Raw genomic sequence first — 12,156 nt, 5'->3', positions numbered from 1 at the left:
TGGAGGGGTAATGTCCGGTCTGTCGTTCGAGCCCTTGACCCCGACGAGCTTCCTCGAACGTGCGGCGACCGTGTTCGCGGCGCGTCCGGCGGTCGTGGACGGCGAGCTGTCGCTCACCTACGCCGAGCTGTGGGAGCGGGTCCGGCGGCTGGCGGGCGGGCTGGCCCGGGCGGGGGTGCGGCCCGGGGACTGGGTGGCGGTGCTCGCCGCCAACGGCCACCTGCTGCTGGAGTCGACCTTCGGGGTGCCGGCGGCCGGCGCGGTCATGGTGCCGTTGAACATCCGGCTCTCGCCCGGCGAGCTGGCCTACATCCTCGACCACGCCGAGGTGTCGGTGCTCCTGCACGACGCCGGGCTCGCGGAGAACGCCCGGGCCGCCGCCGCGGGCAGCGGGTCGCGCCCGCGGCTGGTGATCGCGGACGAGTACGAGGCCTTAGTGGCGGACGGCGAACCGCTGCTGGTCCCGGTGGACGACGAGACGTCACCGCTGTCGATCAACTACACCAGCGGGACGACCGGGCGGCCGAAGGGCGTCGTCTACCACCACCGGGGCGCCTACCTCCAGTCGCTGGCCATGGCGCTGCACGCCAGGCTCGACGCGGCCAGTACCTACCTGTGGACCCTGCCGATGTTCCACTGTCACGGATGGTGCTTCCCCTGGGCGGTGACGCTGGCCGGCGGCCGGCACGTGTGCCTGCCCAAGGTGGAGCCCGGCGAGGCGTGGCGGCTGATCCGGGCGTACCGCGTCACCCACCTGTGCGGCGCCCCCACGGTGCTCACGTCGCTACTGGCCCATGACGCCGCGCCCACCGGCGCCCTGGACCCGCGGCTGCTCGCCCTGGTGGGCGGCGCGCCGCCCAGCCCCGCGCTGCTGGGGCGGGCGCTGCAGGCGGGGATCGACGTGATCCACCTGTACGGGCTCACCGAGACCTTCGGCCCCGCGGTGATCTGCCAGCCGCAGCCCGAGTGGGCCGACCTGGGCGTCGAGGAGCTTGCCGCGGTCACCGCCCGGCAGGGGGTCGGCAACGTGATCGCCCAGCGAGTCCGGGTCGTCGACGACAACGGCGACGACGTGCCCGCCGATGCCACGGTTGTGGGCGAGATCGCGGTCCGCGGCAACGACGTCATGCTCGGCTACCACCGCGATCCGGCGGCGACCGAGAAGGCCGCGCCCGACGGGTGGTTCCGCACCGGGGACCTCGCGGTGTCGCATCCCGACGGTTACGCGCAGGTCGTGGACCGGGCCAAGGACGTGATCATCTCCGGCGGGGAGAACGTCGCCTCGCTGGAGGTGGAGAACGCGCTGGTGAGCCATCCCGCCGTGGAGGAGGCCGCGGTCGTGGCCCGGCCCGATCCGTACTGGGGCGAGGTGCCGGTGGCCTACGTGAGCCTCGCCGCCGGGGTGCCGGCCGGCGAGGCCGAGCTGATCGAGCACGTCAGGGAGCGGCTGGCGCACTTCAAGGCGCCCAAGGCGGTGTTCTTCTGCGAGCTGCCGAAGACCTCGACTGGCAAGATCCAGAAAAACGTGCTCAGGGAACGGGCGGCCACCGGAAAGTAACGGCCCCGCCCGAAACCGGGGCGGTCAGAACGGCCAGGCCGCCGTGCGGGCCATCTCCACGTGCGGGATCGCGGTGAACCAGCCGCTGGACGGCTCGGTGATGACGTGTTCGTGGCCGGGAACCGTGACGGCCTGGGCCGCCTGGGCCGCCGCGTCCGGATGGGTGAGCACCACGATCCGGTCGTGACCGTCCAGCCACCGCCGCACCGCCGCCGCCGCGTCGGCCCGACCGCCCACGGGGCCGAACCGGTCCACCGTCTCGCGGACGGGGCCGGCGGGGACGCGCCGCTGGTCCGTACCGAACTCGACCAGATCCACCGAGGCGCCCCGGGCGGCGAGCGCCGCGCCGAAGACGGCGGCGGCCTCGGCGCGCGTCAGCGGGGCGCACTCGGCGGGCCCAGCCATCAGGTCGGTGCGATCGACCAGCACGAGCGTGCGGCCGGGCAGCGCGGGCACGTTGACGGCCGACAGCTCCACCGCCGCGCGCAGCGCCCGCGACCAGCGCGAGTCCGGCACCGCCCGCAGGGCGGCGAAGACCTCCAGCGGGCTGACCCCCGACCCGATCACCGACGACGGGTCGGCCAGTTCCCGCGCCACCTGCCGCGCGACCTCGTCGGGCAGCCGGTCGCGCTCGAAGTCGGCCAGGTGGGCGAGCCGGTCCCGGTAGGACATCGACGGCAGCACAGCGGCCCAGGCGGCCCCGGTCATCCGGCCGAGCAGCCAGCGCTCGACCGTGGGCCACGGCATGGCGGCCCGGGCCAGGCGCTCGGCGGCGTCCGGGCGTTCGAGCAGGAGGCTGCGGCGTTCGGCGGGCACCCAGTACATCGAGCGGCGGGCCCGCAGCAGCACCAGCGACTCGGGGATGCCGCGCACGGTGCCGCGCCTGCGCGCCACGGCGTGCCGGAAGACGTCCGCCTGCACGGGGTCGTGGGTGATCGGGTGGGTGAGCGCGAGCACGTCGGCGAAGCGCAGGACGGCCGCCGGGCTGTCGTACGTGGCCAGCGCCCGCTCGTCGTAGAGCCGCACGACCGCGTCCGCCACGCCGCGCTTGACCGGCTGGGGCAGGGCCCGGCCGAACTGGGTCAGCCAGTAGTGCAGCAGCTCACCCGGCTCGTCGGCCCGCAGCAGGGCCCGGTCGACGACGCGGCGGGTGCCTGTCCTGCCGGCCTCCAGCCGAGCGTGGACCAGCTCGGCGGTGGCCGCCAGCCGCAGGCGGGCGAGCGGCTGGTGGCGGGCCATCCAGGGCAGCAACCTGGTCAGCCAGGGGTCGTCGGCGCGCGCCAGCCGCTCGACCAGGTCGGCGAACCTGTCGGTGGGGGTCCGGGCCTCGACGTCGGCCAGCGCGCGGGCGACGAGCAGGAAGGTCTCCTTCCTGGCCGTGTCCGAGTTGGTCGTGGTGCCGGCACGCATGATGGATCGACTCCCTTTCCCATGAGCTTTCCGCTGAGCTTTCCACTGAGCTTCCACCGTGGTTGAGGTCTCCCGAGACCGAGAGCCGGATCCACCGCGCGGATCCGGCGAGCAGGGAGAGGCGTGCGGCATGCCCCTTCCCCGCCCAAAGTGCGCACCGGGAGAGAATCGGTCTCCTACGCCGCGGCGGCGTGGGCCCTGCCGATGACGTGGGAGACGTGCCAGCGGGTGAAGCGGTCGAGGCGGTCGATGGTGAATCCGGCCGACTCCAGGGCAGTGACCAGGTCGCGGGCCGGGTGGCAGCCGCCGCACACGCGGGCCCACACCGGGGTCACCATCTCCTCGGCCAGCGCCAGGACCGGGTGGGCCGAGCGCGGGTGCTCGTGGAAGCGCAGCTCGCCGCCCGGCCGCAGCGCCCGGCGTACCTGGCGGAGGGCCTCGTCCAGGTGCGGCGCGCAGCACAGCGCGAGCGAGCTGATCACGGTGTCGCACGAGCCGCTCTCGACGGGCAGCCGCGAGACGTCACCGTCGAGGACGCGCACCGGGACGGGCACGTCCTCGGCCACCAGCCGGGCCGCGGCGCGCAGGAAGGGGTCGGGCTCCACCAGGACGATCTCCTCGCAGGTGGCCGGGTAGCAGGTCAGCTTGACGCCGTCGCCCGCACCGAGCTCCAGCACCCGTCCGGACAGGCCCTCCATGAGCTGGTGCCGCTGCGGGGTCATCGCGCCGCCGCAGCGGACGGGCCTGGGGTGGTGGAACTGCTCCATGCCCCAGCCCACCCCGTCCCGGATCTCGGACGGGATGCTGGGTTGCGGAACGTGAACGACCATGGCTCCTCCTGAGTGCTGCCTCTCCAGCCTGCGGCACCCGGACAGCCGGTCGGCGCCATCCCTACACGATCCCTACGGCGGGACCGCCGATCGCCATGTTTCCTTGACGTCCGCTCCGGTCAGTGGGCCTCTTCGATCAGGTCGCGTCCGGGAAGACCGGCTTGGGCAGGACGGGAGGATGGGGCCGGCCGCGCCATTCGCGCGGGTAGCCGAGGGAGACCTCCTCGAACCGCACCCCGTCGGCCCACATGGTCCGCGGGATGTGCAGATGGCCGTAGACCACGACCGTGGCGTCGAAGCGGCGGTGCCAGTCATGCGTCAGCTCGGTGCCGCACCACTGGGCGAACTGCGGATAGCGCAGCACCAGGGTCGGCTCGCGGGTCAGCGGCCAGTGGTTGATCAGCACGGTCGGCAGCTCGGGATCGCGGGCCGCCAGCCGCCGCTCGGTCTCCCGCACCCGGGCCACGCACCAGTCCTGCCTGCTCGGGTAGGGGTCGGGGTGCAGGAGGAACTCGTCGGTGCAGACCACGCCGCTCTCCTCGGCCCACGCCCGCGCCTCCTCTCGCGACATCTCGGCCGGGCGGAACGTGTAGTCGTACAGCAGGAAGAGCGGCGCGATGGTGGCGGGGCCGCCCGCCCCGGTCCAGATGGGGTACGGGTCCTCCGGGGTCAGCACGCCGATGCGGCGGCACATCTCCACCAGGTGCTGATAGCGGGCCTCGCCGCGTAAACCCGTGGTGTCGTCGGGCCGGGTCCACAGGTCGTGGTTGCCCGGCGTCCACACGACGACGGCGAAGCGCTCCTTGAGCACCGTCAGCGCCCATTCGATGTCCGCCGGCCGCTCCCCGGTGTCGCCGGCGACCAGCAGCCAGTCGTCGTCCGACTCCGGGCGGAGGCTCTTGACGATCTCGCGGTTCTCCGGGTAGGCGACGTGCAGGTCGCTGACTGCCCAGAGCTGCGGTCGGCGCTTCTCTGCGATCACGGTTCGATGGTAACGGCCCGGGTTACCGTGCCTCCCGCTTGACGGCGTCCAGATGGTCGGGCCGGTTCGTCATGATGCCGTCCACGCCGTACGAGATCAGGCGGCGCAGCACGGTCGGCCGGTTGGCGGTTCCAGAGTAGATGTGCATGCCCTGCTTGTGCACCTCGTCCACGTACTCGGGGGTGAGGTCGCTGTGCGGCAGGTTGATGCCCCTGGCGTACTGGGCCAGCTCGGGGAGCCGGTCGGTGGACGGCTTGCCGAGCAGCGCGATCGGGATGCTCGGCATGAGGGTGTGGAAGGTGCGCATCGACTGCCAGTCGAACGCCTGCACCGCCAGCCGCTTGTTGCTCCACCAGGACCGGGTGTCCTCGAGCTTGTCCGCCACCAGCCGGTCGATGTCCCGGTTGCCGGGGGAGTGCTTGATCTCCAGCAACAGCCCGATCCTGCTGTTGCCGGTCGCCCGCAGGGCCTGTTCGAGCGTGGGCACCCGCTCGCCGCGATAGCGCGGGGAGAACCAGGAGCCGGCGTCCAGCCGCTTGATCTCCGGCAGCGTGAAGTCGGAGACCCGCCACGGGGACCGCCCGGGGAAGACGTCCTCGACGTTGGTGGTGCGGCCCAGCGTCTGGTCGTGGATCAGTACGAGCTGGCGGTCCTTGGTCTGCTGGATGTCGAACTCGCACGTGTCGGCGCCCTGCACCTGGGCCATGGCACAGGCCGCGATGGTGTTCTCGGGCGCGAAGGCGGCACCGCCGCGATGGGCGATGTTCTCGACCTCCGGCGAGGCCGAGGCGGTCGTCGTCATGACGGCCAGCGCGGTCAGGGTGACGGTGACGACGGCACCGAGTTGCCGGTACATGTCCCTCCTCGGGCTTGGCCCTATGCCTGAAGCCCGAACCTGACAACCGTGTCTTATGTCGAGCTAAGTAGAGACGTGCCCGCTAATGCCAGCAAAGACGGATTTGGCCCCGGCGTGTCGCCGACGTCAGCACGAACTTTTTGCCACGGGGGAAGGACCGCTTGGGCGGTCGCCCCGGAGGCCATACGGCGGGGCGCCACGGCGGGGTTGACTTCATGTCGACATCAAGTCGCATTCTTGTCGACATGCCGAACAACATCGCCGATGAGCCGGACGTCGCCACCATGATCGCGTTGCTGGACGCCACCGAGACGCTGCCCGGTGCCGCGGAGCTGCGGGCGCGCACGTACGAGCTGCTGGACCTCCCCGCAGGGGCCGGCGTCGTCGATGTGGGGTGCGGAGCCGGGCGGGCGGTGGCCGAGCTGGCCGAGCGGGGTGCGCGGGCGGTCGGCGTGGACCTCCACGAGGAGACCGTGGCCTTGGCCGCCCGGCGCTGGCCCGGCCGCGACTTCCGCCTGGCCGACGCCTGTGACCTGCCCTTCGAGGACGGCGAGCTCGCCGGATACCGCGCCGACAAGGTCTACCACGAGCTCGGCGACCCGGCGCGGGCCCTGCGCGAGGCGCGGCGGGTGCTGGCCACCGGCGGGCGGGCCGTCCTGGCCGGCCAGGACTGGGACACGCTCGTGATCGACTCCAGCCGGCCGGGGCTCACCAGGACGATCGTGCACGCGCGGGCCGACCTCGTCCGGACGCCGAGGGCCGCCCGCCAGTATCGCAACCTCCTGCTGGACGCGGGTTTCCGGGACGTCACCGTGGAGGTGCGGACCGCCGTGTTCACCGACGCGATGATGCTGCCCATGCTGTCGGGGCTGGCGGAGGCGGCGCGGGGCGCGGGCGCGATCACCGGGGAGGAGGCCGCGGCCTGGGTCGCCGACCAGGAGGAGCGGGCCCGGGCGGGGCGGATGTTCCTGGCGCTGCCGCTCTTCGTCGCGGCCGGCCGGCGGGCGTGAGGGGCGTTACGGGTCCGTCGCGGGGGCGAAGGCCGTTACGGGCGTGAGGGGCGTCAGGGGCGTGAGGGTCGTCATGGGCCTGGGAGCCTTTCAGGGGCGGATCGCGCCGACCAGGCGGTTGCGCCAGTAGTCGTCGAGGTTCACGACCTTGATGACATCGCCGGTCTGCGGCGCGTGCACCATCTTGCCGTCGCCGGCGTAGATGCCCATGTGCCCCAGGCCCTTGCTGAAGAGCAGATCCCCGGGCTCGATGGCGTCGAGCGGGACCCGGCGGCTCGCGCCCCAGCTCCACTGGGTCCAGGTCGTACGGGGGAGCGAGACGCCCGCCGCGCGCCAGGCGGCCTGGGTCAGGCCGGAGCAGTCGAAGGAGCCGGGCCCGGTGCCCCCGAACCGGTAGGGCTTGCCGACCTGGGCGAAGGCGAACTCCAGCGCCGTGCGCGCGTTCCCGGAGGCCGGGCCGTTGTACTCGATGCCCGGACTGTCGGGGTCGCCGGTCCGGAACACGCCCAACCGGCGCGCCAGCTTGGTCTGCTCCTTGATCAGCTTGTCGATCTCCGTCTTCTCGCCGCGGATCTTGTCCCGCGCGCCGTCGGCCTCCGCCAGCACCCGCTTGGCGTTGTCGCGTCGGTCGCGCAGGCCCTTGGTGGTCGCCTCGAAGGCACGTACCTTCGCGGCCCTGGCCTCGGCGAGCTGCTCCAAGGTGGCCAGGCTGCTCAGGGCCGCCTCGGGATCGCCATGGAAGGCGAACCGCTGCCAGCCGGTGTACGCGTTGGCCTGGTACTCGTTGACCGCCACCTCGGCCAGGTCCTTGCGCAGGCCGTCGGCCACCGCGCCCTGGCGGCCGAGCTCGCCGTTGAGGACGTCGTACTTCTTCTTCGCCTTCTTGTAGGTCTCCGTGGCCTGGTTGTAGCGCTCGACCACCTGGTCGGCCTGCTCGTTCAGCTTCACCAGCCGGGCCCTGGCCTGGGCGGGTGACGGGTCCGCGAGGGCAGGGCCGGAGTCGGCGAGCGACGCCGTCAACGCCAGCGCCACGGTCAAGGTTGCCCGCCCAAGCCTCGTCGGCACCACGAAGCCTCCTCGTCCTGGGTCGTACGTACCGTTCATGGGGAGATACGCGGGACGGCGGCAGGGTGTTCAGCCGTCGGAGACGGGGGTCCCGGGCCGAGGGGGTTAGAGGCTCGACAGGCGGGCAGCTCACATGCCGGCAAGTCTCTCGACAGTGCGCAACCGGTGATCACGGCGGACGGGCTCCGAGGCCGTCCGTGACCAGGCCGGCGGTTCCACCACGATCGAGGGACCCAGCACCATGCCTACCAACCGCAAGATGTCCACCACCGTCGCCGCGGGCGCGCTCGCCCTGCTCACCGCGTGCGGCGGCGCCACGACCGAGCAGCAGGGGATGAGCGGCGGCAACGCGACCGCCACCACCAGCGCCCCGGCGACCCCGGCCTTCAACGACGCGGACGTCAGGTTCGCGCAGATGATGATCCCGCACCACGAGCAGGCGGCCCAGATGGCCGACCTGGCGCCCTCCCGCGCGCACGATCCGGAGATCAAGGAGCTCGCCGCGAAGATCAAGGCGTCTCAGGGGCAGGAGATCCAGACCATGAAGGGCTGGCTGGCCCAGTGGGGCAAGCCCGTGCCCTCGGGCGGGATGGGACACGAGATGCCGGGCATGGTTTCGGAGAAGGACATGAAGCAGCTCGCCGCCGCCAAGGGGCCGCGCTTCGACAAGCTGTTCACCCAGCGGATGATCGCCCACCACAAGGGAGCGATCGAGATGGCCCGCCACGAGCAGGCCGACGGCTCGAACCCGCAGGCCAGGGAGCTGGCCAAGTCGATCGAGAGCACGCAGCAGGCCGAGGTGGCGCGACTGCAGAAGATCCTCGCCCGGCTCTGACCTCCGGACAGAGTCCTTCGGCCCTGGCATGACAGACCTCCGGCCCTGCCCTGGCCCGGCGCCGGCGAGGTCTCCTGGAACTGTGGGGAAGGAGGCCCATCATGATCATCGTAGGAGTGGACGGCTCCGTGGCTTCGCGGGCCGCTGTGGAATGGGCGGCCAACGACGCCCTCCGGATGCGGGTGCCGCTGCGGATCGTGCACGTCGTGGACCGCTCGCCGTACCAGATCGGTCGGTATCCCAGCGTCGACCTGCCCGACACGCTGCTCGACGAGGGTACGAAGGTCCTGCGCGAGGCGGAGGAGCTGGCTCGGGAGCGCCAGCCCGAGGTCGAGATCTCGACGCAGATCGAGGAGGGCGCGACCGCGGCGGTCCTGCGCGAGCAGGCGAAGGACGCCAACGAGATCGTGCTCGGCAGCCGCGGGCTGGGCGGGTTCACCGGCGCGTTGCTGGGGTCGGTCAGCACGCACGTGGCCGGTCACGCCCACTGCCCGGTCGTGGTGGTGCGGGGCGAGCGGCGACCGGTACAGGGCGAGATCGTGGTCGGCGTGGACGACTCGCCGGAGTGCGAGCCCGCACTGGCCTACGCCTTCGAGCAGGCGAGCCTGCGCGGCAGCACGTTGCGCGTGCTGTACGCCTGGCAGCTCCCGGTGCACGCCTTCGCGCCGGAGGTCGTGTACGACATGGACGAGGTACGCGAGGCGCAGCACCGGGTCGTCCACGACCGGCTGGCGGCCTTCGCCGAGAAGTATCCGCAGGTGAACGTGGTGGAGGACGTACAGTCCGGGCACCCGGTGGACGCGCTCACCGCCACCTGCGACAAGGCGGACCTGGTGGTCGTGGGCTCGCACGGCCGCGGCGCCGTGGGCTCGCTGCTGCTCGGCTCGGTCAGCCGGGGTGTTCTGCACCACGCCCACTGTCCGGTCGCGGTGGTCCGTACCTGAGGGAGCCCGGTGTTCGTGGTGGCCGGTCCGCTGCCCGGTGAAGCGGTCAGCGCCTGGAGGAGCCCGGGGATATGAGCCACATCGTGCTCGGCTACGACGGCTCGGACTTCTCGGTGCGGGCCCTGGAGTGGGCGATCGAGGAGGCCGAGCTGAGGAGGCTGCCGCTGCTCCTGGCCCACGCCTGGCAGTGGCCCTACGGCCAGGCCATAGAGGAGGCCAAGGGCCACCTGCGCAAGGCGGCCGAGCACGTGCTGTCGCACGGGGCCGAGTGCGCCCGTGCGAGCAGCTCAGGCGTACGCGTCGACACCGACCTGTACGAGGGCTCCGCCGCCCGGCGACTGGTCGGACTCTCCGGCGGCGCGGCGCTCGTCGTGGTCGGCTCCCGCGGCCTGAGCGCGCTGCCCAGGGCCGTCGTCGGCTCGGTGGCCGGGTACGTCGCCGCCCACGCCGACTGCCCGGTCATCGTGGTCCGCGGCCCGGGGCCGGGCCCGGCGCGGACCGGGCCGATCGTCGTGGCCGACAGGGCGCCCGGCCCTGCCGTGCTGGAGTTCGCCTTCGGTGAGGCGGCGCTGCGCCAGGTCCGGCTCACCACGTCCGCCGACCTGGCCGGGTGGGCGGAGCTCTATCCGGGCGTACGGATCGGGCCGGGGGACGAACCCGCGACCCTCATGGTCACCGGGCGCCGGCAGGGCACCCGGTTCGGCGCGGCCGGCTTCCTCCTCCAGCACGCGCCCTGCCCCGTCGCGGTGGTGGCCGAGCCCTGACGTTTGGGACTGTCACTCTAAGTAATCAAGTATTACAGTGTGTGACCAGTCGGCCGTGGAGCACGGCCCATCGTCACCGGAGGTGCATCCCCCATGCGCATGATCCCCGCCAAGGTCGCAGCCGCCCTTTCGGCGTTCGCGCTGCTCACCCTGACCACCCCGGCGCCCGTCCAGGCGGCGGCCCCGGTCCGCTTCGAGTTCACCGACATCACCGGAGAGCGATTCGTCGTCCAGCTCACCGATCCCGCCAGCATCCAGCATGCCCGCGACCTGCTCAGCGGCGTCACCACGGACAGACCCCACATCATCGGGCGGATCACCCCGCGCCCGGCCCCCTACAACCCCCGCTGGAGCTACCACCTGAACCCCGACACGATCGGCTTCTTCAACGTCGCGATCGAGGTCTGTGACGCGACCATCCCGTACGTCGAGGATCACCTGGACGAGGCCGGCGGGGCGTTCCTGCCCGGCTACCACTGGTGCCCGTGGACCTCGCGTCTCGTGCGCGAACTGCCCTAGCCCCTGGCCCGGTCGAACGCCGGAAGCCGGGCATGCACCCGGCGTGTCAGGAGTCACAAACCTGGCCGTCGGGGATCGTGCGATCGGCTGCCGGCGTCACGTACCGTGCGGCGCGAGGGGGTGACCGCATTGTGGCGTCTCAACCCGATGTCCGGACACCCCCTCCCGCACGGCGGCGGGTGAGGGGTCCCCGGAGGGCGGACGGGCCGGTCAGTGCCAGGGCAGCAGGGACTTGGGGATGTAGGCCACGATGACCTTGTTGCCGTCCACCGCCTCGGCGACGACGAAGTCGATCGCGATGCTGCACAGCGCGTACGCGTCGGCGGTCGTCAACGCTCCCTGGCTGACCTCGACGAGATGGCCGACCGCCTCCTTCACGGCGATCTCCAGCGCGACATCGAGGTCGGCGTCGATCCCCATGCACCAGAAATACTCGTCGCTCTCGGCGCGCGGCCATTCCAGGTTCGCGCCCTTGCGGACGATGAACTGGGCGGTGAGCGCCATCGAGTGCTCGACGGCGGTCTGGTCGACCTCGCCGTGGCCCTGGGCCCCGTGCGTGTCGCCGGTGTAGAACATGGCCCCCGGCTGGAACACCGGCAGGTACAGCGTCGTACCGGCGACGAGGTCGCGGAAGTCCAGGTTGCCGCCCCACCGGTCCGGCGGGTTGGCGGAGACGAAACCGGCCGACGTGGGCGGCGCGACCCCCATGATCCCCGCGAACGGCTTGAACGGGACCTTGATGCCGTGCCCGAACGAGTAGTGGCTGCCCGAGTCGTCCAGCCACAGCAGCCGGTTCGAGGCCGTGTCCAGCAGGTCGCCGCAGACTCCCGCGCCGGGGCCGGTGCTGTTCACGCCGTACGGGACGCGCGGCGTGACGCCCAGGACGCGGATCTCCAGGACGTCCCCGGGCTCGGCGCCCCTGACGTGGATCGGGCCGGTGAGGACGTGGCCGGTGGCGCCGGCCGGGCGCGGGTTCTTCGCGACCTCCGCCAGCTCCGGCAGCACCTGGTCGGCGGGCACCCCCAGGGCCTCGAAGTACGCGACCGGCCCTTCGGGGGCCGCCGCGCCGCACTGGTTCACGGCGTCGATCCTGACGACCGTGCCGGAGTCCACGGTCAGCACCGGCGCGCGATCGGTGGGGAAGTGTCCCCAGATCGCGGTCTCCTGGGTGGTCTTGAGCACGACGGGCTCGGAACCACCCGGTGGCGACGCGGCCGCATCCTGGGCGGACGGTACGGCGGTGCCGAGGGCTCGTACGGTGGCCGGGCGGTCGGGGGACTCGGGCGATCTCACGTCAGTCGGCCTCCGGGGGGTCTGACCGCGACGTGATTCGTCACGATCTTATGCTGTTTATACCTTGTCACTGCTCGACCGGCGGGCACG

Annotated in this window: 12 protein-coding genes; 6 read left to right on the top strand and 6 right to left on the bottom strand. The window is 72.2% G+C overall.

All coding sequences use genetic code 11. The features are described from left to right. The first annotated feature begins 10 nt into the window (after nucleotides 1-10). Nucleotides 11-1,558, top strand: coding sequence for an AMP-binding protein (locus BLS95_RS06695; RefSeq protein WP_090930007.1), 1,548 nt, complete (start codon nucleotides 11-13; stop codon nucleotides 1,556-1,558). Nucleotides 1,559-1,582: 24 nt separating this feature from the next. Here the strand turns inward: BLS95_RS06695 and BLS95_RS06690 are convergent, their stop codons facing one another. From BLS95_RS06690 to BLS95_RS06675, 4 genes are all read right to left on the bottom strand, one after another. Continuing rightward, nucleotides 1,583-2,968, bottom strand: coding sequence for a hypothetical protein (locus BLS95_RS06690; protein WP_090930006.1), 1,386 nt, complete (start codon nucleotides 2,966-2,968; stop codon nucleotides 1,583-1,585). Between the two features lie 176 nt (nucleotides 2,969-3,144). Then, nucleotides 3,145-3,798, bottom strand: a complete 654-nt coding sequence (locus tag BLS95_RS06685; RefSeq protein WP_090930005.1) for a class I SAM-dependent methyltransferase — start codon at nucleotides 3,796-3,798, stop codon at nucleotides 3,145-3,147. A 136-nt stretch (nucleotides 3,799-3,934) separates the two neighbouring features. Beyond that, nucleotides 3,935-4,780, bottom strand: coding sequence for a metallophosphoesterase family protein (locus BLS95_RS06680; protein ID WP_176993057.1), 846 nt, complete (start codon nucleotides 4,778-4,780; stop codon nucleotides 3,935-3,937). A gap of 22 nt (nucleotides 4,781-4,802) precedes the next feature. Then, nucleotides 4,803-5,636, bottom strand: a complete 834-nt coding sequence (locus tag BLS95_RS06675) for a glycerophosphodiester phosphodiesterase (protein WP_090930004.1) — start codon at nucleotides 5,634-5,636, stop codon at nucleotides 4,803-4,805. Nucleotides 5,637-5,881: 245 nt separating this feature from the next. On the opposite strand from BLS95_RS06675, the gene BLS95_RS06670 reads away from it, so the two are divergent. Further along, nucleotides 5,882-6,646, top strand: coding sequence for a methyltransferase domain-containing protein (locus BLS95_RS06670; protein WP_218135642.1), 765 nt, complete (start codon nucleotides 5,882-5,884; stop codon nucleotides 6,644-6,646). A gap of 90 nt (nucleotides 6,647-6,736) precedes the next feature. Here BLS95_RS06670 and BLS95_RS06665 read toward each other — a convergent pair whose 3' ends face one another. Then, entirely contained in the window at nucleotides 6,737-7,711 is a 975-nt protein-coding gene (locus tag BLS95_RS06665) for a C40 family peptidase (RefSeq protein ID WP_245764890.1), read from the bottom strand. A gap of 241 nt (nucleotides 7,712-7,952) precedes the next feature. On the opposite strand from BLS95_RS06665, the gene BLS95_RS06660 reads away from it, so the two are divergent. The 4 genes from BLS95_RS06660 to BLS95_RS06645 all read left to right on the top strand — a co-directional run bounded on the left by BLS95_RS06660 (nucleotide 7,953) and on the right by BLS95_RS06645 (nucleotide 10,773). Further along, a complete protein-coding gene (locus BLS95_RS06660; RefSeq protein WP_090930002.1) occupies nucleotides 7,953-8,546 on the top strand; it encodes a DUF305 domain-containing protein in 594 nt (197 codons plus the stop codon). A 101-nt stretch (nucleotides 8,547-8,647) separates the two neighbouring features. Continuing rightward, nucleotides 8,648-9,490, top strand: a complete 843-nt coding sequence (locus tag BLS95_RS06655; protein ID WP_090930001.1) for a universal stress protein — start codon at nucleotides 8,648-8,650, stop codon at nucleotides 9,488-9,490. A gap of 71 nt (nucleotides 9,491-9,561) precedes the next feature. Next, a complete protein-coding gene (locus BLS95_RS06650) occupies nucleotides 9,562-10,254 on the top strand; it encodes a universal stress protein (RefSeq protein ID WP_090930000.1) in 693 nt (230 codons plus the stop codon). A 93-nt stretch (nucleotides 10,255-10,347) separates the two neighbouring features. Next, the gene (locus tag BLS95_RS06645; RefSeq protein ID WP_090929999.1) at nucleotides 10,348-10,773 is read left to right on the top strand and encodes a BP74-related protein; all 426 of its coding nucleotides are present in this window, start codon (nucleotides 10,348-10,350) and stop codon (nucleotides 10,771-10,773) included. 210 nt (nucleotides 10,774-10,983) lie between these two features. Here BLS95_RS06645 and BLS95_RS06640 read toward each other — a convergent pair whose 3' ends face one another. Further along, nucleotides 10,984-12,066: an acetamidase/formamidase family protein gene (locus BLS95_RS06640; protein WP_090929998.1), complete on the bottom strand. Its 1,083-nt coding sequence runs from the start codon at nucleotides 12,064-12,066 to the stop codon at nucleotides 10,984-10,986. Between the last annotated feature and the right edge of the window lie 90 nt (nucleotides 12,067-12,156).

Source organism: Nonomuraea jiangxiensis, from assembly GCF_900099965.1.
Classification (GTDB): Bacteria; Actinomycetota; Actinomycetes; order Streptosporangiales; family Streptosporangiaceae; genus Nonomuraea; species Nonomuraea jiangxiensis.
Note: the sequence above shows the minus strand (reverse complement) of the source record. Positions and strands in the feature narration are given on the sequence as shown.

What these genes read in the sequence shown, in the direction of transcription:
- BLS95_RS06695 (WP_090930007.1), top strand. Translation starts at nt 11, where the DNA reads ATGTCCGGTCTGTCGTTCGAGCCCTTGACCCCGACGAGCTTCCTCGAA.
- BLS95_RS06690 (WP_090930006.1), bottom strand. Translation starts at nt 2,968, where the DNA reads ATGCGTGCCGGCACCACGACCAACTCGGACACGGCCAGGAAGGAGACC.
- BLS95_RS06685 (WP_090930005.1), bottom strand. Translation starts at nt 3,798, where the DNA reads ATGGTCGTTCACGTTCCGCAACCCAGCATCCCGTCCGAGATCCGGGAC.
- BLS95_RS06675 (WP_090930004.1), bottom strand. Translation starts at nt 5,636, where the DNA reads ATGTACCGGCAACTCGGTGCCGTCGTCACCGTCACCCTGACCGCGCTG.
- BLS95_RS06670 (WP_218135642.1), top strand. Translation starts at nt 5,882, where the DNA reads ATGCCGAACAACATCGCCGATGAGCCGGACGTCGCCACCATGATCGCG.
- BLS95_RS06660 (WP_090930002.1), top strand. Translation starts at nt 7,953, where the DNA reads ATGCCTACCAACCGCAAGATGTCCACCACCGTCGCCGCGGGCGCGCTC.
- BLS95_RS06655 (WP_090930001.1), top strand. Translation starts at nt 8,648, where the DNA reads ATGATCATCGTAGGAGTGGACGGCTCCGTGGCTTCGCGGGCCGCTGTG.
- BLS95_RS06650 (WP_090930000.1), top strand. Translation starts at nt 9,562, where the DNA reads ATGAGCCACATCGTGCTCGGCTACGACGGCTCGGACTTCTCGGTGCGG.
- BLS95_RS06645 (WP_090929999.1), top strand. Translation starts at nt 10,348, where the DNA reads ATGCGCATGATCCCCGCCAAGGTCGCAGCCGCCCTTTCGGCGTTCGCG.